The sequence below is a fragment of the Geomonas diazotrophica genome (assembly GCF_018919385.1).
In the GTDB taxonomy this organism is placed as follows: domain Bacteria; phylum Desulfobacterota; class Desulfuromonadia; order Geobacterales; family Geobacteraceae; genus Geomonas; species Geomonas diazotrophica.
Map to the genome: position 1 here is coordinate 123,614 of NZ_JAHLMF010000013.1, position 17,556 is coordinate 141,169.

16 protein-coding genes are annotated in these 17,556 nt (G+C 61.8%); 10 read left to right on the plus strand and 6 right to left on the minus strand.

Features of this window, described 5'->3' with window-relative positions; genetic code table 11:
* Positions 1 to 90: 90 nt before the first annotated feature.
* Positions 91 to 1,536: a glyceraldehyde-3-phosphate dehydrogenase gene (locus KOM00_RS15230; RefSeq protein WP_216499789.1), complete on the minus strand. Its 1,446-nt coding sequence runs from the start codon at positions 1,534 to 1,536 to the stop codon at positions 91 to 93.
* 440 nt (positions 1,537 to 1,976) lie between these two features.
* Here KOM00_RS15230 and KOM00_RS15235 point away from each other — a divergent pair, with 440 nt between their 5' ends.
* The 3 genes from KOM00_RS15235 to KOM00_RS15245 are packed head-to-tail and all read left to right on the plus strand — an operon-like array spanning position 1,977 to position 3,119.
* Positions 1,977 to 2,306, plus strand: coding sequence for a DMT family protein (locus tag KOM00_RS15235; RefSeq protein WP_216499790.1), 330 nt, complete (start codon positions 1,977 to 1,979; stop codon positions 2,304 to 2,306).
* A 15-nt stretch (positions 2,307 to 2,321) separates the two neighbouring features.
* Complete coding sequence (locus tag KOM00_RS15240; RefSeq protein ID WP_216499791.1) at positions 2,322 to 2,627, plus strand: putative quinol monooxygenase; 306 nt, start codon at positions 2,322 to 2,324, stop codon at positions 2,625 to 2,627.
* A 15-nt stretch (positions 2,628 to 2,642) separates the two neighbouring features.
* Positions 2,643 to 3,119 (plus strand): DUF2127 domain-containing protein, encoded by a 477-nt coding sequence (locus tag KOM00_RS15245; protein ID WP_216499792.1) that lies wholly within the window; start codon positions 2,643 to 2,645, stop codon positions 3,117 to 3,119.
* Here the strand turns inward: KOM00_RS15245 and KOM00_RS15250 are convergent.
* On the minus strand, positions 3,116 to 3,886 hold the full coding sequence (locus tag KOM00_RS15250) for a sugar phosphate isomerase/epimerase family protein (protein ID WP_216499793.1): 771 nt from the start codon (positions 3,884 to 3,886) through the stop codon (positions 3,116 to 3,118). The genes KOM00_RS15245 and KOM00_RS15250 overlap by 4 nt on opposite strands.
* The gene (locus tag KOM00_RS15255) at positions 3,879 to 4,931 is read right to left on the minus strand and encodes a potassium channel family protein (RefSeq protein ID WP_216499794.1); all 1,053 of its coding nucleotides are present in this window, start codon (positions 4,929 to 4,931) and stop codon (positions 3,879 to 3,881) included. Before KOM00_RS15255 ends, KOM00_RS15250 begins: the two co-directional genes overlap by 8 nt.
* 145 nt (positions 4,932 to 5,076) lie before the next feature.
* Between KOM00_RS15255 and KOM00_RS15260 the strand changes: the two genes are divergently transcribed.
* The 6 genes from KOM00_RS15260 to cysS all read left to right on the plus strand — a co-directional run bounded on the left by KOM00_RS15260 (position 5,077) and on the right by cysS (position 12,353).
* Entirely contained in the window at positions 5,077 to 5,769 is a 693-nt protein-coding gene (locus KOM00_RS15260) for a GntR family transcriptional regulator (RefSeq protein ID WP_216499795.1), read from the plus strand.
* Between the two features lie 282 nt (positions 5,770 to 6,051).
* Complete coding sequence (gene selA / locus KOM00_RS15265; RefSeq protein ID WP_216499808.1) at positions 6,052 to 7,425, plus strand: L-seryl-tRNA(Sec) selenium transferase; 1,374 nt, start codon at positions 6,052 to 6,054, stop codon at positions 7,423 to 7,425.
* A 265-nt stretch (positions 7,426 to 7,690) separates the two neighbouring features.
* The gene (gene ispD, locus KOM00_RS15270) at positions 7,691 to 8,386 is read left to right on the plus strand and encodes a 2-C-methyl-D-erythritol 4-phosphate cytidylyltransferase (protein WP_216499796.1); all 696 of its coding nucleotides are present in this window, start codon (positions 7,691 to 7,693) and stop codon (positions 8,384 to 8,386) included.
* A gap of 4 nt (positions 8,387 to 8,390) precedes the next feature.
* The gene (gene ispF, locus KOM00_RS15275) at positions 8,391 to 8,867 is read left to right on the plus strand and encodes a 2-C-methyl-D-erythritol 2,4-cyclodiphosphate synthase (RefSeq protein WP_216499809.1); all 477 of its coding nucleotides are present in this window, start codon (positions 8,391 to 8,393) and stop codon (positions 8,865 to 8,867) included.
* Between the two features lie 170 nt (positions 8,868 to 9,037).
* Positions 9,038 to 10,726, plus strand: coding sequence for a glutamine--tRNA ligase/YqeY domain fusion protein (locus tag KOM00_RS15280; RefSeq protein ID WP_216499797.1), 1,689 nt, complete (start codon positions 9,038 to 9,040; stop codon positions 10,724 to 10,726).
* Between the two features lie 184 nt (positions 10,727 to 10,910).
* Positions 10,911 to 12,353 (plus strand): cysteine--tRNA ligase, encoded by a 1,443-nt coding sequence (gene cysS / locus KOM00_RS15285; protein ID WP_216499798.1) that lies wholly within the window; start codon positions 10,911 to 10,913, stop codon positions 12,351 to 12,353.
* Positions 12,354 to 12,453: 100 nt separating this feature from the next.
* On the opposite strand, the gene KOM00_RS15290 is transcribed toward cysS, so the two are convergent.
* Positions 12,454 to 12,633: a ribbon-helix-helix protein, CopG family gene (locus KOM00_RS15290; protein ID WP_216499799.1), complete on the minus strand. Its 180-nt coding sequence runs from the start codon at positions 12,631 to 12,633 to the stop codon at positions 12,454 to 12,456.
* Positions 12,634 to 12,879: 246 nt separating this feature from the next.
* Positions 12,880 to 15,162, minus strand: a complete 2,283-nt coding sequence (locus tag KOM00_RS15295) for a sigma 54-interacting transcriptional regulator (RefSeq protein WP_216499800.1) — start codon at positions 15,160 to 15,162, stop codon at positions 12,880 to 12,882.
* A 373-nt stretch (positions 15,163 to 15,535) separates the two neighbouring features.
* On the opposite strand from KOM00_RS15295, the gene KOM00_RS15300 reads away from it, so the two are divergent.
* The gene (locus KOM00_RS15300; RefSeq protein WP_216499801.1) at positions 15,536 to 16,978 is read left to right on the plus strand and encodes a transglutaminase-like domain-containing protein; all 1,443 of its coding nucleotides are present in this window, start codon (positions 15,536 to 15,538) and stop codon (positions 16,976 to 16,978) included.
* Positions 16,979 to 17,058: 80 nt separating this feature from the next.
* Here KOM00_RS15300 and KOM00_RS15305 read toward each other — a convergent pair whose 3' ends face one another.
* A complete protein-coding gene (locus KOM00_RS15305) occupies positions 17,059 to 17,196 on the minus strand; it encodes a hypothetical protein (protein WP_216499802.1) in 138 nt (45 codons plus the stop codon).
* Positions 17,197 to 17,556 lie beyond the last annotated feature (360 nt).

Genomic DNA, 17,556 nt, shown 5'->3' on the forward strand with positions numbered 1-17,556 from the left:
CATGGGGAGGCCCGACCCGAAAAACGCAAAAAGGGGCACCCAAGTCGGGTGCCCCTTTTCATGCCTGTCAGTATTGGGCCGGTGCTGAAACTAGGCCGGCAGTGCGGGGAGTTCCAGGCCGGCCATCTTCTGGACCATGCGCACAACCTGGCAGCTGTAGCCGAACTCGTTGTCGTACCAGACGTAGAGCACGCAGCGGTTCCCCTGGACGATGGTGGCCAGGGAGTCGACCACGCCGGCATGGCGCGAGCCGACGAAGTCGCTGGAGACGACGTCCGGGGAGTTCGTGTAGTCGATCTGGTTCTGCAGCGGCGAATCGAGCGAGATGGCGCGCAGGTAGCTGTTCAGCGTGTCCACGTCGGTCTCGGTGTTGAGCTGCAGGTTCAGGATGGCCAGCGAGACGTTCGGGGTCGGCACGCGGATGGCGTTGCCGGTCAGCTTACCGGTCAGCTCCGGAAGCACCTTGGCAACGGCCTTGGCGGCGCCGGTCTCGGTGATGACCATGTTCAGCGGGGCGCTCCGCCCGCGGCGATCGGCCTTGTGGTAGTTGTCGATCAGGTTCTGGTCGTTGGTGTAGGAGTGGCAGGTCTCTACGTGGCCGCTCACGATGCCGAACTTGTCGCTCACCGCTTTAAGCACCGGTACGATGGCGTTGGTGGTGCAGCTCGCGGCGGAGAAGATGGTCTCTTCCGGCACGATCAGCTCGTTGTTGATCCCGGCAACGACGTTGGGGATATCCCCCTTCCCCGGGGCGGTGAGGAGCACCTGGGAGACGCCCGGCGCCTTCAGGTGACGGCCGAGGCCCTCGCGGTCGCGCCACTTGCCGGTGTTGTCGAGGACGATGGCGTTGTGGATGCCATACTGGGTGTAATCGACGTTCTCGGGGGCATCGGAGTAGATGATGCGGATCATGTTGCCGTTGGCGATGATCGCGTTCTCTTCCTCGTCGATGGTGATGATGCCGTTGAAGGGACCGTGCACGGAGTCGCGGCGCAGCAGGCTCGCCCTCTTCACCAGGTCATCAGGACCGGCCTTGCGCACCACGGCGGCGCGCAGACGGAGCTTCTCGCCGCTGCCGGACTTCTCGACCAGGATGCGAGCGAGCAGACGGCCGATGCGGCCGAAACCGTAGAGCACGATGTCCTGCGGCTCGTCGAGCAGCGAGGTGCGGCCGGTGTTGACCGAGGCGAGCTCGCTGGCGACGAAATCGTCGATCGAGACCTTGTCCTGCACGGCCTGGTAACGGACCGCGAGCCTGCCGAGGTCGATGCGAGCCGGCGCCAGGTCCAGCTTGGCGAGCGCTTCAAGGACCGGGAACGTCTCCTGGACGGTCAGTTCGCCGTCAAGGATCAGACGAGCGAAACGATGCGCCTTGAGGATCTCGATGGTCGGGCTGTTTACCAGGGAGCGACCGTACACCGTGGTGACGATGTTGTTGTCGCGGTAAAGATGGCCGATGATCGGGAGCATGCGCTCGGCAAGCTCCTCATGGCCCTGCCATTCCTTCAAATAAGCTTCCTGTTTCTCAATCTTCATAGTTCCGTCCCTTCGCAGAAAATAACGCCGGACGCTTCGAAGCGCCTCCGACGCAAAACTCAGGTACATGACGGCCGAAGCGCCACTGTCAACTGCACACCAAGGCATCGCCTAAGTACACCGAATCATTTCGCGGTTGACAGAACGACAGCAGCAGGAGCGGCCAAAACGCCTGCATACTACAGTATTTTTGTGATGTAAACAATTGAAACTTCAAGGAGATCCATAAGTAATGTTTTTGTTAATTATCGCAGGTAAATCTTATCTCTCCCGGTTCGCCGTTGGCATGTCATATTGCCGCAACCTTTGCGCCGAACGCGCTTCTCGTGCTATCCTTGCCAGTCGCCGCAGCCGTTCACGGCGCGTCACACGCCTCACGTTCCGGCCGCGGCGGAAGCGCCGAACCGGCCTAAGGCGGCCAAATCTTTACGGGAACCGCTATGAGAACCATCGTACTTCTGATCCTTTCCAACGTTTTCATGACCTTCGCCTGGTACGCGCACCTGAAGGACCTGCGCAGTGCCCCGCTCTATGTCGCCATCCTGGCGAGTTGGGGTATCGCCCTGTTCGAGTACATGCTCCAGGTGCCGGCAAACCGGGCCGGGTTCGGAACCTTTAGCCTGGGACAATTAAAGATCATGCAGGAAGTGATCACCCTTTCGGTCTTCGTCCCGTTCGCCGTGTTCTACATGGGACAGCCGCTAAAACTGGACTATCTGTGGGCCGGCATCTGCATGGCAGGGGCCGTCTTCTTCATCTTTCGCGGGTAAAACGGAGGAATACCGATGATCTGTGTAATCGCATCAATCAGGGTTCGTGAGGGGGCGCGGGACGCGTTCCTGGAAATCTTCAACGACAACATCCCGAGGGTTAAGGCTGAGCCTGGGTGCATCGAGTACTTCCCGGCCGTCGACGTCGACGCAAGGCTCCCGGTACAGCTCCAAGACGAGCTGGTGGTGACCATCGTGGAGAAGTGGCAGGGCGTCGACGCGCTGCACGAGCACCTCGCATCCCCGCACATGCTCGAGTACAAGGAGAAGGTGAAAGACCTGGTGACAGAGGTGTCGCTCAAGGTGCTGCAACCGGTTTAGAGCGGGAGGCAGGGTATGCCGGCAAAGACGAGAAGCGCGAAGGGGCGCGGGCTGCGCGTGGTGGCGGTCTTGGAGGCCCTCAAGGGGGCCGTGGTCCTGCTGGCGGGATGCGGCGTGCTGACACTCGTCCACAGGAATCTGCACGACATTGCGGTGCGGCTGGTGCTGGCCCTGCATATGAACCCGGCCCGCCATTATCCCAGCATATTCATCGACGCCGCCAACCGCGTCACCGACCTGCAGCTCTGGATGCTGGCGCTCTCCGCACTGGCCTACGCCTCGGTCCGACTGGTAGAGGGATACGGGCTGTGGCATGAGCGAAAATGGGCCGAGTGGTTCGGCTTCCTTTCCGGAGCGGTCTACCTCCCCGTCGAACTGTTCGAAATCTTTCGCAAGCCGGACTGGCCCCGCGTCGCCGTATTCCTCGTGAACGTCGGCGTGGTCGGTTACCTCGCCTCGGCCCTCAAGCGCTCCAGAAAGTCCCGCCGCTAGCCCAGGTAAGGGGTCAAGACCTGCAGCGAGCTCTCCAAGTGCGCTCTGCTGTGGGACTCGATGGTGTAGGCGGCGTCGGGAGCGTATCTTTCCATTAGCCGGAAGAACAGCTCGAAGTCGATGGCGCCTTCTCCCGGGGGGGCATGGTCGTCTTTCGTGCCGCCGTTGTCATGGATGTGCACCTCCTTGATCCAGGTCCCCAGCGCCTCGAACCACTTTTCCATCCCCACCCGCTTGAACAGGTTCCAGTGTCCCACGTCGAAACAGTGCCCGAACGAGGGTTCCTGCACCGCCTCGAACAGCGCCTTCAGGGTCGAAGGCTCCTCCTCGAAAATGTTCTCCACCGCGACCACCGTGCCGATCTCTTTGGTCCGCTGCAAAACCTCCCGCCAGGCGGCTACGCTCAACTCGAGCCACTGCCCCTGCGCCTCGCCGTAGCGCCAGCGGTCGAAGCCGGGGTGAAACACCATGACCTCGGGGCGGAGCAGTTCGGCGGCGTCGAGCACCTGCCGGAAACGGTGCATGGTGGCGTCCCGCAACATCCGCTCCAGCGAGCCGGGGTTCAGGTCCATGAACGGCGCGTGGATGGTGCAGGAAAGCCCCTCCCCCGCGAGCACCTGCGCCGTCTCGGCGAGCTGCGCCGGGGCCGCGGCGTCGAGCGCGTCGGCGGAGAGGTATATCTCGGGGCTCAGTCTGCGCTCCAGGATGAAGGGGAGATGCGCCCCGATCTGGGGGTAGGGGACATGGACGAAGACTCTTTTACTCATCTTTTTTCCTGTGCTTTTTGATCAGTTCCTCGGCGCAGCTGTCGCAGCGTACCAGCTGGTCCAGCTTCTCGATCGCCGCCGGTTCTCCCAGCACGATCAACGTGTCGTGCGCCTCAATCTTCGTGTGGGACTCCGGGTTGAAAACCATCTTGCCGGTCTGTTTCTTGACCCCCACGATGATGACGCCGGTCTCCTTGCGGAAGCCGGAACTGGCCAGCGTCTCCGCGATGAAGCCGGAATGCGCGGGAATCAGGATCTCCTCCATCTGCAGCTCCATGTGCTCGCGCCCGGTGGCGATCTCGATGAAGTCGACCACTGTGGGGCGCAGGATCGCCTGTGCCATCCTGGAACCGCCGATCAGGTACGGCGAAACGACCTTGTTGGCGCCGGCCCGCTTCAGCTTCAGCTCGCTCCCCTCTTCCCCGGCGCGGGCCAGGATGAACAGGTCGGGGTTGAGCCCCCGCGCCGTAAGGGTGATGTAGACGTTCTCAGTATCCGAGGTGACCACCGAGATGAGTCCCTTGGCCCTCTTGATCCCGGCCCTAAGGAGCACGTCGTCCACGGTCGCGTCCCCCGGCAGGAACAGGTACCCGTGGCCGTCCTGTTCCATCTGGGCGATCATCTCGACGTCCTTCTCCACCACCACGAAGGGAAGCGGCTTGGCTGCGAACTCCTTGCAGATCAGCGAGCCGATGCGCCCGAAACCGCAGATGATGTAGTGCCCGTCCAGGGCGGCTATCGCCTTTTCCACCTTTTTCCTCCCGATAATGCGCTGGAACTGCCCCTCGAACATGATCTGGGCCAGGCTCCCCACGATGTAACCGATGACGCCGACACCGAAGAAGATCAGCATCATGGTGAAGACCTTGCCGACGTGGCTCAGGTCGTGGACCTCGCGAAAGCCGACGGTGCCCAGGGTGATCACCGTCATGTAGAGGGCGTCGAGCAGGCTCCACCCCTCCAGCGTCATGTAACCGCAAGTCCCCACCGTCAGCAGGAGCAGCAGCACACAAATTGAGATCTTGAAATGGCGTACCGGGTCCATAGGTAAACTCCCTCAGCGTCGCAACATACAGAGCGCACCGGGAGATTTCAAGCTTTTTCATGTGCAACCCCACAAATTTCAAAAGGGAAGTTCTTGACAATCTTTGGATACTGTATACAATACGGCGATCATTGAAGGGGGCCGCATGAAGAAGAACGTTGAGAAGCACCTTACCCTTAGAGAACGGATACTTGAGACCATCCGTGACGCCATCATGTCGGGAGCCCTCAAGCCGGGAGAAAAGGTAGCCGAACCCGAACTCGCAGCCCGTTTCGGCATCAGCCGCACCCCCATCCGCGAAGCGTTCCGCCAGTTGGAATCAGAAGGGTACCTCTCCGTCATACCGCGCAAGGGAGCGCTGGTCGCCAGCTTTTCCGCCAAAGACGTCGAGGAGTTCTACGCCATCAAGAGCATTCTCGAAGGTTACGCCGCCCGCAAGGCCTGCACCCTGCTCAGCACCAGGGAGATAAACAAGCTGGAAGCGATCAACGAGAAGTTGCGCGACATCGCGGCCGAAGGGGACGTGCGCCACTTCTTCAAGGTACACAACAGTTTCCACGACCTCTTCATCAAGGGAGCCGGCAACGACAAACTCCATGACATGATCGCCCAGCTGCTGAAGAAGTTCCAGCGGCTGCGCATGGCCTCGCTCATGAAGCCGGGCCGGATGCAGCTCTCGGTGGAGGAGCACGAGAAGATCATCGAGGCCTTCCGCAAACGCGATCCGGTTATGGCAGAGATGCTGGTCCAGAAAAATGCCGAGTACGGCGGCAAGGTCCTCATCGAGGAAGACGCCGCTGCCGCCGAGGCGTGGACCTGCAAAGGGCTCGATCTTTAAACTTTCCCCAGATTTCCCCCCGGCCGAGGCCGTCCGCCCCCGGGGGATTCGCTCCCTCCGTTTCGCCCTCCCCTCCTTTCGTCCCGGCACCCCCTTGCCCCTTAACCTGCCGGCACCTCGTCGCCCGTCATCCTGCAGCGGCGTCCTATGTTGTCAATCGTCAGCTGCCCATGGTCAATTGCCCGTTCCCCTTGTGGTTTTCCTTTGCCTCACGGCTCACTTTGCGCTAAATTAGCCCTTTGCCATTTCAATGAGAAGGGGGGCGCCGTGCAGCAGCTGAAAATGATCCCGAAAGTGGACCGGGTGCTTGAGTGGGAGGCGGTGCGGGGCCTTTTAGCCGGGCAGCCGCGGGAGCTTGTCCTCAAAGCGGTGCGGACCGTACTGGACAGGCTGCGCAGCGGGGCCCGCGCCGGCGGCCTGAGCGACGCGGCCTTCGCCGAAGCTGCGGTCTGCGCCGAGGTGGCGCGCGAACTGCGCCTGCTCACCCAACCGAGCCTGAAGCGGGTCATCAACGGCTCCGGCATCGTGATCCACACCAACCTCGGGCGTTCCATACTCCCCGAGGCGGCGCGCGATGCGCTGAACACGATCGCCTTTTCCTATTCAAATCTCGAATTCAACCTCGACGAGGGGGTACGCGGCAGCCGCTACAGCCACGTCGAGGCGCTCTTGTGCGAACTGACCGGTGCCGAGGCCGCCATAGTGGTGAACAACAACGCGGCGGCGGTGCTCCTCACCCTAAGCGCCATGGCAGCCGGGCGCGAAGCCGTGGTGTCGCGCGGGGAGCTCGTGGAAATCGGCGGCTCCTTCCGCATCCCCGAGGTCATGAAGCTCTCCGGCGTCACCCTGAGGGAAGTCGGCACCACCAACCGGACCCATCCCAAGGATTATCTCGGCGCGATCAATGAAAACACCGCCGTGTTCCTCAAGGTGCACTGCAGCAACTTCGCCGTTCTCGGCTTCACCAAGGAGGTCACCGCCGAGGAGATGGTCGAGCTGGGGAAACAGGCGGGCGTTCCGGTGCTGGCCGACATGGGGAGCGGCAACCTGGTCGATCTCTCCAACCGGCTCCCCTGCCCCGAACCGACGGTACAGGATTTCGTCCGCGCCGGAGTCGACGTCATCACCTTCAGCGGCGACAAGCTCCTTGGGGGCCCCCAGGCCGGGATCATCGTAGGCAAGAAGCATTTCATCGAGTCAATGAAGAAGCACCAGCTGTTACGCGCGCTCAGGATGGACAAGCTGACCCTTGCGAGCCTGGAGGCGACGCTCGCCCTGTACCGCGACGAGATGGTGGCGCTCAAGGAAGTGCCGACCCTGCGCATGCTGACCGCCACCCTCCCCGAGCTCACCGCTCGGGCCAGGAAGATCGCCGGCCGGCTGCGCCGCCGGACACCCGACGCCGTCAGCTTCAAGCTCAGCGAGGGGTTCTCGCAGGCCGGCGGAGGGACGCTGCCCCTGCTGAACCTCCCCACCATGCTGATCGAGGTCGCGGTCGGGGGGCTCACCCCGAACGACATCGAGGCAAGGCTGCGCGGGATGGAGATCCCTGTGATCGGGCGGATCAACAAGAACGCATTCCTGCTCGATCCGAGAACCCTGCAGGACGCCGACCTGGACGATCTGGCAACGGCGCTGAGCGCTCTCGCCGGCTGAGCATCGGCGTCCGGAATGAACTGGCCGCCTCGCTCCCCCTCCCTTGACGGGCCTGCGCGCCGAAGCGCTTCGGTCCGCGAAGGCGGGGGGGGGGGTGAAGCTGCCGTCTGGGCCGCCGGTGGCTGGCGCCCTCACCCCAAGCCCCTCTCCCGCAGGGGGAGGAGAGTCGGCACTTTGGTTATATTTAACTGGTTTTTTCACAGCCAAACTGTATAATTCGGCGATTTTCCCCTTATACGGGGCGCCAGCTCATTTAGAGGTGACTTTGGCCAGAACGTTCGCGCTCATCCCTGCCGCCGGCATGGGAAAGAGGATGGGGGCAGGCTCCAACAAGCAGTACCTGATGCTGGACGGCATGCCGATCCTCGCCCGCACCGTGCAGACATTCGAGGAAGCCGACTGTATCGATGCCATCTACCTGGTCTCCCCGGAGCAAGAGATCCCCTTCTGCCGCAGCGAGGTGGTGGAGCGTTACGGGTTCACCAAGGTCCGGGCCATCGTTCCCGGCGGCAGCGAACGGCAGCACTCGGTGTACAACGGGCTGCGCGCCCTTGAGGATATCGAGCCGGACGACCTGGTGCTGATCCACGACGGGGTTCGCCCTTTCGTCTCGGTGAGGATGCTGGAAGAAGCCTGCGCCGCCGCCAGGGAAGCGGGCGCATCGGTAGTCGCGGTACCGGTCAAGGACACGGTCAAGGTGGTCCGGGAAGGGGTGATCACCGAAACGCCCCCCCGCGAAACGCTCTGGCTAGCCCAGACCCCGCAGGCCTTCCGCTACGACCTGATCCGTGCCGCCCACGACGAGGCTGCCGCGGCAGGTTTCCTGGGAACCGACGACGCCTCCCTCATGGAGCGGCAGGGGAAACCAGTCCGGGTGGTACCAGGCGATTACCGCAACATCAAGATCACCACGCCCGAGGACATGATCCTCGCCGAGGCTTTTTTGAAGGAGATGAAGTGATATGATGCGCATCGGACACGGCTACGACGTACACAGACTGGTGGAGGGGCGCAAGCTGATCCTGGGAGGGGTGGACGTCCCCTACGCGAAGGGGCTCCTCGGGCATTCCGACGCGGACGTGCTCTTGCACGCCATCTCCGACGCCATCCTGGGCGCCATCGGCGAGGGGGACATCGGCAAGCACTTCCCCGACACCGACCCCGCCTTCAAGGGGGCGGACAGCCGGAAACTGCTGCGCCACGTTATGGACCTCGCCGAGCGCAAGGGGTACCGGATCGGCAACGTCGACGCCACCATCGTGGCGCAGCGCCCCAAGCTAGCCCCCTTCATCCCGCAGATGAGGAGCAACATCGCCGCGACGCTTGGCACCGAGGAGGACCGCGTCAACGTCAAAGCGACCACCACCGAGGAGCTCGGTTTCGCCGGCAGGGGGGAGGGGATCGCCGCCTACTCGGTCGCGCTTCTGGCTACAAAAGGGTAAGGGTAAAACCTGGGCGAATGATTATTCGCCCCTACAGTCACCCTGCAGCACCGTACCCCTTAGGGGCGAATAATCATTCGCCCCCCGCATCCGCCCCCCGCGAGGCGGTTGCCATTTACCAATTACTCTACGCACGTCGACCCACCCCGGCGGCGGACAGGACACTTGATATGACTACAGAAGAAACCCCGGTCGTCGAAAAAGCAGCCAACTTCATCCGGAACATCGTCACCGACGACCTGAAAAGCGGCAAGCACCAGACCATCGTCACCCGTTTCCCGCCCGAGCCCAACGGCTACCTGCACATCGGGCACGCCAAGTCGATCTGCCTCAACTTCGGCCTTGCCCGCGACTTCGCCGGCCGCTGCCATCTTCGCTTCGACGACACCAACCCGACCAAGGAGGACATCGAGTACGAGGACTCCATCAAGGAGAACGTGAAGTGGCTCGGCTTCGAGTGGGGCGAGCACATGTACTACGCCTCGGACTACTTCGAGAAGTTCTACCAGTACGCACGGGTCCTGATCGAGAAGGGACTCGCCTACGTCGACAGCAGCAGCGCCGATGAGATCCGCGCCATGCGCGGCACCCTCAACGAGCCGGGCAAGGAGAGCCCGTTCCGCGACCGCAGCGTCGCCGAGAACCTCGACCTCTTCGCCCGCATGCGTGCCGGCGAGTTCGAGGACGGCAGCCAGGTGCTCCGCCTGAAGATCGACATGACTTCCCCCAACATCAACCTGCGCGATCCTGTCATCTACCGCATCAAGAAGGTCGAGCACCACCGGACCGGCGACGCCTGGTGCATCTACCCGATGTACGACTACGCGCACTGCATCTCCGACGCCATCGAGGGGATCACCCACTCCATCTGCACCCTTGAGTTCGAGGACCACCGCCCGCTCTACGACTGGGTGTTGGACCAGCTTCCGGTCCCCTGCCACCCGCAGCAGATCGAGTTCGCCCGCCTGAACCTGAACTACACGGTGATGAGCAAGAGAAAGCTCCTCGAACTGGTCCAGGAGAAGCTGGTGGACGGCTGGGACGACCCGCGCATGCCGACCCTGGTCGGGATCAGGCGCCGCGGCTTCACCCCCGAGTCCATCCGGGCCTTCTGCGAGACCATCGGCGTTGGCAAGAGTGACAGCCTGATCGACATGAGCATTTTGGAAGACGCTGTGCGCGAGGACCTCAACGTGCGCGCCCCGCGCGCGATGTCGGTGCTGCGCCCCCTCAAGGTGGTGGTCGAGGGATACCCGGAGGGCCAGACCGAGGAGTTCGAGGCGGCCAACCACCCGAACGCCCCGGAGATGGGGAGCCGCATGGTCCCCTTCGGCAAGACGGTCTACATCGAGCGCGACGACTTCCAGGAGGAGCCGGCCAAGGGATTCTTCAGGATGGCCCCGGGCAAAGAGGTGCGCCTGCGCTACGCCTACATCGTGAAGTGTGAATCCGTTGTGAAGGACGAAAACGGCGAGATCGTCGAGGTGCGCTGCAGCTACGACCCTGAATCCCGCGGCGGCAGCGCCCCGGACGGTAGAAAGATCAAGGGCACCATCCACTGGGTGAGCGCCGAACACGCCGTCGAGGCGGAGGTACGCCTCTACGACCGCCTGTTCAGCACCCCTAACCCGGGCGGCAAGAACGAGCCGGACTACCGCACCTCGCTGAACCCGAACTCCATCGAGGTGCTCAAGGGGTGCAAGCTGGAGCCGTCCCTCGCCGCGGCGACCCTGGAGCAGCGTTTCCAGTTCGAGCGACTGGGCTACTTCTGCCTGGACAGCAAGGACTCGCGTCCCGGCGCTTTGGTCTTCAACCGCACCGCCACCCTGCGCGACTCCTGGAATCAAGGCAAGAAGTAACGGCATATCCCCCTCGCCCTTTGGGAAAGGGGGGGGAGGGCACCTCAATAGACAAGGTCGCACTCAGTGGCAATGCCCTCACCCGGCCTCCGGCCACCCTCTCCCAGAGGGAGAGGGGCTTGCAAGTGCGTAATTCGAATCCGGCCCTAAACAGGGTTAACACTTTTTAGAAAGAGGAACTGACATGCCCTTACGCGTCTACAACACCCTTACCGGCAGCAAGGAAGAATTCGTACCGATCAACCCCGGCAAGGTCGGCATGTACGTCTGCGGCGTGACGGTTTACGACCACTGCCACATCGGGCACGCCCGTGCCAACGTCGTCTTCGACATGATCTACCGCTACCTGCAGGCCAAGGGGCTCGACGTCACCTACGTCCGCAACTACACCGACATCGACGACAAGATCATCAACCGCGCCAACCGCGACGGCGTCCCCTACAACGAGATCTCCGAGCGCTTCATCGAGGAGTTCGACAAGGACATGGCGCGGCTCATGCTGCAGCTCCCCACCTTCCAGCCCAAGGCGACCGAGCACATCCCGGAGATCATCGCCTTGGTGCAGAGGCTGATCGACAAGGGGTACGCCTACGCGTCCGGCTCCGACGTCTTCTTCCGGGTTGACCGCTTCGAAGGGTACCTGAAGCTCTCCAAGAGGAACCTCGAGGACATGCAGGCCGGCGCCCGCATCGAGGTGGACGAGAAGAAAGAGCACCCGATGGACTTCGCACTCTGGAAGGGGGCCAAGCCGGGCGAGCCGTACTGGGAATCCCCCTGGGGCCAGGGAAGGCCGGGCTGGCACATCGAGTGCTCGGCCATGAGCACCAAGTTCCTGGGCGACACCCTGGACATCCACGGCGGCGGCAAGGACCTGATCTTCCCGCACCACGAGAACGAGATCGCCCAGTCCGAGGCGGCCTCCGGCAAGCCCTTCGTGAAGTACTGGCTGCACAACGGCTTCGTGAACATCAACGCCGAGAAGATGTCCAAGTCGCTGGGGAACTTCTTCACCATCAAGGAGGTCCTGGAGCGCTACGACGCCGAGGTGCTCCGCTTCTTCCTGCTGTCGGCACACTACCGCTCCCCGATCGACTTCTCGGATCAGAACCTCAAGGAAGCCGAGCTCGGCCTGGAGAGGATCTACAAGGCGCTGGCCGGCATCGACGAACGCCTGGCCGCCGGCACAGACCACGCCCCCACCGAGGAGAGCGCGGAGCTCGAGGAGAAGTGCAGCAGCATCGCGGCCCGCTTCGTAGAGGCCATGGATGACGATTTCAACACAGCCATGGCGCTGGGACACGTCTTCGACCTGGTGCGCAGCATCAACCGCGCCCTGCCGGTCTCCCCGCTTGAGTTGCTCGCGCGGGTGAAGCAAGAGGTTGCCAACATCGCCGCAACCCTCGGCGTCTGCGATTCCGTGCCCGCCGAATACCTGCAGCGCATGAAGGACCGCAAGACCTCCGAGATGGAGATCCCGGTCGAGGAGATCGAGGCGCTCATCGCCGAGCGCGCCGAGGCCCGCAAGGCCAAGAACTTCAAGCGCAGCGACGAGATCAGGGATCTCCTCCTGGAGAAGAACATCGTGCTCCTTGATAGCGCGCAGGGGACGACCTGGAAGGTGAAATAGTGCAATAGGGAAGGTACCCGGGAAACCGGGACTGCAGGAATAAAAAAAGGCCGCTTAACGCGGCCGTTTTTTATGCTTCGGCGGGGTGATGCAAGGCGGCCTAGGCCGCCTTCTGGTTCATCTCGGCGCTCCTTGCCTTCACGAGTTCCATTGCTTCCCTCATGATGTCGGAAACGCTCTTCTTGGTGGAGTCCATGATCTGCTCGAGGGTCTCACGCTCTGCGTCGCTGATCCTCATGGAAATGACATTGTACCTCGGGTTCTCTCTCATTCTGCCCATCTGCTTCTTCTCCTTGTACTGCTCAAGATTGGTGACACGATGTCTACAATATTGCTATATGCGTGCCAACCTCAAAAAAGAGCAGGACTGCTGCGTAACCCACTGTTTTCACGTATACCCTTATTTTTACGTTAGAAACACGTAATGCCACAGTGTATACAAAGTGCGCCACTTTTGGCACACGGTGCGTAATTGTGCCCATTTGTATCATTTTGGCCAGGGCGGTCCTGCCCCCCGAGTGGCAAATCACTCATCTTCTTCCTCGCGTGCGCGGATTGTGCGTCCTTTCAACCCATGTTTGGCCAAAAGACGATAAAAGGTCCTCCTCGGTATGTTGGCAAGTTGTGCCGCTTTTGACACATTGCCTCCGGCGTCGGCCAGGTAGCGCTGGATCAGCTTCTTTTCGACCCGCAATACGTGCGGCTCTCGCTCCTTTTTGAAGGAGCGCAGATCGATGACATCCTCCCCCTCGTCGGCGTAGCTCTCCGCGAAGGCCAGCGGCAGGTTGCCTAGCTTGATGATGTCATCGTGGGTTAAAACGGCGGCGCGCTCGATGACGTTTTGCATCTCCCTGATGTTGCCGGGCCAGGGATACTTGACCATTGCGTTTATGGCGCGCTCCTCGATGCCGACGATGTGCTTGTTCAACTTGTTGCGCGCCTTCTCCAGGAAGTAGTGCGCGAGCTGCGGGATCGATTCCACTCGCTCCCGCAGCGGGGGCATGGTGATGGAGAAGACGTTCAAGCGGTAGTAGAGGTCTTCGCGGAACCAGCCGTCGCGCACCCCGTCCTCCAGCGACTTGTTGGTGGCCGCGATGAGACGGACGTCGACGCGGCGCGCCAAGGTGCCCCCCACCGGCCGCACCTCGCCCAGGTCGAGCACGCGTAACAGCTCCGCCTGCAGTTTGGGGGTGATGTCGCCGATTTCGTCCAGGAAGATGGTGCCGCCGTCGGCCGCCTCGAAAAGGCCCTTCTTTTCCATGATGGCACCGGTGAAGGAGCCCTTTTTGTGACCGAACAGCTCGCTCTCAAGCAAGGAGTCGGTGATGGTGGTGCAGTTGACCGTTACCAGCGGCTTGTCGTTTCTCTTGCTGTAGCGATGGATGGCGCGAGCCGCCAGCTCTTTGCCGGTGCCGGATTCGCCGCGGATCAGCACCGTGGTCGGCGTCGGCCCGACCTGTTTGATCTGGTCCAGGGCCTCCAGGGTGTTGCCGTCGCTCCCCACGATGAACTCGTCGCCGTACTCGCGGTCCAACTCCCTCTTGGCCAGTTCGTACTTTTGGATCAGGCGGCCCCGCTCCTCCTCCAGCTGTTGCAGGTTGTGCGGCAGGCACATCTCCAGGTCCGCCAGTCCCTGGAACACAGCCACCGCGTACTCGCGGCAGGTGCGGTAGCCGCAGGTACGGCAGTTGAGCTCGTCCTTCTGGGTGAACTTGTTGGTGGCGTGGAGGATCTTCTTGACGTCGCCCCCCTTCGGGGTTGGCAGCTTGGCGTACTTGTCCGAAAAGGTGCGGGAGAGGTCGACCTCACATTCATTCTGGTAGTGCGGCGCCACGCGGTAAGGGATTTCACTCTTAAAATGGGAGATGACCATGTTGCGCCGGGAAAACTCGGTGAGTTCCCTGTTCCTCCCCGGACCGCCGATGCAGCCGTCGTAGCAGAAACGGAGGTCGACCAGCTTCGGGCTGATGCGCCCGGCGGCGAGGTCCTTGATGATCCCCATCACGTTCACCTCACCCTCGGCGGTGACGATCTCGGTGTCCAGGGGGTCCGGGTTGATACCGAAGGCTTGGAAGGAGCCCTGGGAAAGCGAGAAGATCCGCCCCATGTGCGGGGTCCTGCCGTCGAACGGTTCCTCCTGCAGGGACGCGAGGTCTATGCCGCGCTCCTTGAAGATCGATTCCAGCTCCCGGTAGGTGAGCAGCACGTCCACCGCTCCCTTGGTTTGTTCGGCCTGTACCTCGAACTTCCCCGCGATGCATGAGCTGATGTAGACCACCTTGACATGCTCTCCCAGCACCTGCTTGAGGAAGCGCCCCATGGCAACCATGTGGGTGACCACGCCGACCAGGTTTTCGATCAGCTGCGGGTAGTGCCGCTCAACCAGATCGACGACGGCGGGGCAATGCGACGAGATGAGCGGCAACTGCGCCTTCTCGATGGCGTTTCTGTACTCTCCGGCGATGAGTTCCACCCCGCTTGCCCCCTCGTGCACCTCAGCGAAACCGAGCTGGCGCAGGCCGGCGGAGAGCTGCCCGGGTGAGCAGTTGTGGAAGAAGGCGGGGAAGGAGCAGCCGAGGACGGCGACAACGGGGTCACCTGAGGTAAGAAGCGCCTCGGTCACCACCACGTTGTCCGCGATCACCTTGGCGTGCTGGGGACAGTTGCTCAGGCAGTTGCCGCAGCCGATGCAGCGCTCGAAGATGATCTCGGTGTAGCTCTTCTCAACCTTGATCGCCTTGACCGGGCAGCTGCGCACGCAGGAGTAGCATTTTCGGCATTGGTCGGTAATGGTTACAATAGGATACATCGTTCCTCGCTGGCATGGCCGGATAAGATTGCGGAGTCAGGTGGGATTGTATAGGAATCGGGAAAAGTGTGCAACAGTTGGCACACTTTGGATGCGGTAGGTACAAAAAAAAACCCTAGCGACTAGGAGGGCAAGTCGGCTAGGGGAAGGAGGATCCTACGATCCTCCGCAACTCTTATCTATGAACACATTATACTGAGGCGTAGAAAATACTGCAAGAACTTAACTGCATTTAATCAAAGAACTCTTTCCTTGCACCACCTCATGAGCTCCGCCCGGATCGCGTTTCATAAGAAAAAGAGCGGGTTGGCGCATTGCGCCCGGCACGCGTCGTGTGGTATAAGGTACCGCGAACTCAGCCAAGGAGGATGGTATGACAACCACGGCACGCTTTCATTTCTCACTACGGCTCATGGCAGTACTGGCCCTGGTCCTCTTGCCGCTACAGCTCCTGGCGGCCACCCCTCTCCCCAAGCTGGCCGCCCCGCCCGAAGGGGAGCGCTGGTTCAGCATCATCATGGGTGACGAGCAGGTAGGCTTCGGCCAGACCACCGTTACCCGCACCGCCAGCGGCTACCAGATCTCCTCGCGCGGCAGCGTCAAGATGAAGGTTATGGGCTTCTCCAGGGAGGCCAGCTCGACCGAGTCGTACCAGGTGGCACCCGATCTCACCCTGCGCTCGTTCCAGGTTCAAAACCGCATCGACGGAAGCCCGGTCGACATCGACGGCGAGGTGACGCCCAAAGGGATCACGGTGCGCACGCATTCGGCGAACGGCAACAAGGAGCGGATCCTGAAGGTGAAGGGGCCGGTCTACCCTCCGCACGCCCTGAACTTGTACCCGCTCATGCGGGGGGCCGTGCCGAAGAAGACCTACAAGGTCCAATACCTCGATCCGGAAGCGGTGAAGGTGAAACAGGCGAAGGTCGAGGTGATCGGGCAGGAGACCCTGGACGGGAAGCCGGTGGTACACCTGAAAAACGACCTCTATACCATGGTGGACAATGATATCTGGGTGGACCTGGCGGGGAACGTCCTGAAGGAATCGGTGCGGGACGGTCTGGTGGTCACCCTGGCCCGTGACGAGGCGACCGCCAAGGCCGAACTCGCGGAAGCCGCCATGGACAAGAAGGACCTCGTATATGACTTCAGCCTGATCCGCGTCGCGCCTTCCTTGGAGCATCCCGAGCGGATGCAGAAACTGGTGCTGCAGATAACGGGGATACCGGCGGAGCAGCGCCTGCTGCAGGGGGCATGGCAAAGGGCGGAGCGCCAGCCGGACGGCAGCGTCATCTTCACCCTCCCCAACCCCGGACCCGCAGCGGAAGAGTTGCCCGCCCAGGCGGACCTGCAGCCTGGAGAGCGGACTCCCAGCGACAACCCCGAGATCGTCTCGCGTATGAAAGCGATCGTGGGGGACGAGAAGGATCCGGCCCAAAAGGTGGCCCGCCTGGCAGCGTGGGTCGCAGCCCAGATCAAAGCCGACGTCATCGACTCCCAATCACCCTTGGAAACGCTGCAAAAAGGGCGCGGCAACTGCCAAAGCCACGCGAGGCTCTACGTTTCCCTGGCGCGGGCCGCCGGCATCCCTACCCGCTTCGTGTCCGGCCTGGTGTACCAAGGTGACGGATTCTTGTACCACAGCTGGGCTGAAAGTTACCTGGAAGGGAAGTGGGTCTCGGTTGATCCTACCTTTAACCAGGTCCCCGCTGACGTCACGCACATCAAGCTGATCGAGGGAGACTCACTGGACGAGCTGGGGAGCATCGCCGGCATGATCGGCAGAGCGCAAGCAAAGGTCCTTGAGAAGCGGTAGCCTCCTTCCATCTTCCCGAACGCAGAGCGGGGCGGATCACCTGGATCCGCCCCGCTTTTTTCGTGCTGCAGGTCGCGCTTCTAGTGACAGCCCTGGGCCGCCACCACACCGACTCCGTTCTCTCTTGTGCCCTTCTTCAAGCTGCTCCTGTAGCAGGCGATCTGTACCAGGATTGCCATTGCGTAGACCACCCCGACCGCCATAAAGAAATCACCCATCTGTCACTCCCATATATCTTGGATTCGCCGCGGAAGAGGTACGTCCTCGACTGCGGGCGCACCTTCTAATGAGCACGATACATGCCGCTTCGGCTCCGGCCGGCCGATGCCAGGGAATACGTGGGATTACGACGTCGAGGGGGGGCTTTCCGGCCAAGGCCTGTGCGAAAGTGGGACGCCGAACTGTCTCAATAGCTAACGTTGCCCCGCAGGGTGACAGGAAAAATACCATGCTGGCCATCCTGGTAACATTGAAGTGTGCCGCTTCAGGTTACCGTACGAGGGAGGCCAACATGGCGAAAAAGAGTCTAACAGGAACTGAGCACTTTGTCGCAGGGTATGAATCTCACACTTTCTACG

Coding starts and splice junctions, on each gene's coding strand:
- KOM00_RS15280 (WP_216499797.1), top strand. CDS start 9,038: ATGACTACAGAAGAAACCCCGGTCGTCGAAAAAGCAGCCAACTTCATC.
- KOM00_RS15300 (WP_216499801.1), top strand. CDS start 15,536: ATGACAACCACGGCACGCTTTCATTTCTCACTACGGCTCATGGCAGTA.
- selA (WP_216499808.1), top strand. CDS start 6,052: ATGATCCCGAAAGTGGACCGGGTGCTTGAGTGGGAGGCGGTGCGGGGC.
- KOM00_RS15290 (WP_216499799.1), bottom strand. CDS start 12,633: ATGGGCAGAATGAGAGAGAACCCGAGGTACAATGTCATTTCCATGAGG.
- KOM00_RS15305 (WP_216499802.1), bottom strand. CDS start 17,196: ATGGGTGATTTCTTTATGGCGGTCGGGGTGGTCTACGCAATGGCAATC.
- KOM00_RS15235 (WP_216499790.1), top strand. CDS start 1,977: ATGAGAACCATCGTACTTCTGATCCTTTCCAACGTTTTCATGACCTTC.
- KOM00_RS15230 (WP_216499789.1), bottom strand. CDS start 1,536: ATGAAGATTGAGAAACAGGAAGCTTATTTGAAGGAATGGCAGGGCCAT.
- cysS (WP_216499798.1), top strand. CDS start 10,911: ATGCCCTTACGCGTCTACAACACCCTTACCGGCAGCAAGGAAGAATTC.
- KOM00_RS15260 (WP_216499795.1), top strand. CDS start 5,077: ATGAAGAAGAACGTTGAGAAGCACCTTACCCTTAGAGAACGGATACTT.
- KOM00_RS15245 (WP_216499792.1), top strand. CDS start 2,643: ATGCCGGCAAAGACGAGAAGCGCGAAGGGGCGCGGGCTGCGCGTGGTG.
- KOM00_RS15240 (WP_216499791.1), top strand. CDS start 2,322: ATGATCTGTGTAATCGCATCAATCAGGGTTCGTGAGGGGGCGCGGGAC.
- KOM00_RS15295 (WP_216499800.1), bottom strand. CDS start 15,162: ATGTATCCTATTGTAACCATTACCGACCAATGCCGAAAATGCTACTCC.
- KOM00_RS15250 (WP_216499793.1), bottom strand. CDS start 3,886: ATGAGTAAAAGAGTCTTCGTCCATGTCCCCTACCCCCAGATCGGGGCG.
- KOM00_RS15255 (WP_216499794.1), bottom strand. CDS start 4,931: ATGGACCCGGTACGCCATTTCAAGATCTCAATTTGTGTGCTGCTGCTC.
- ispF (WP_216499809.1), top strand. CDS start 8,391: ATGCGCATCGGACACGGCTACGACGTACACAGACTGGTGGAGGGGCGC.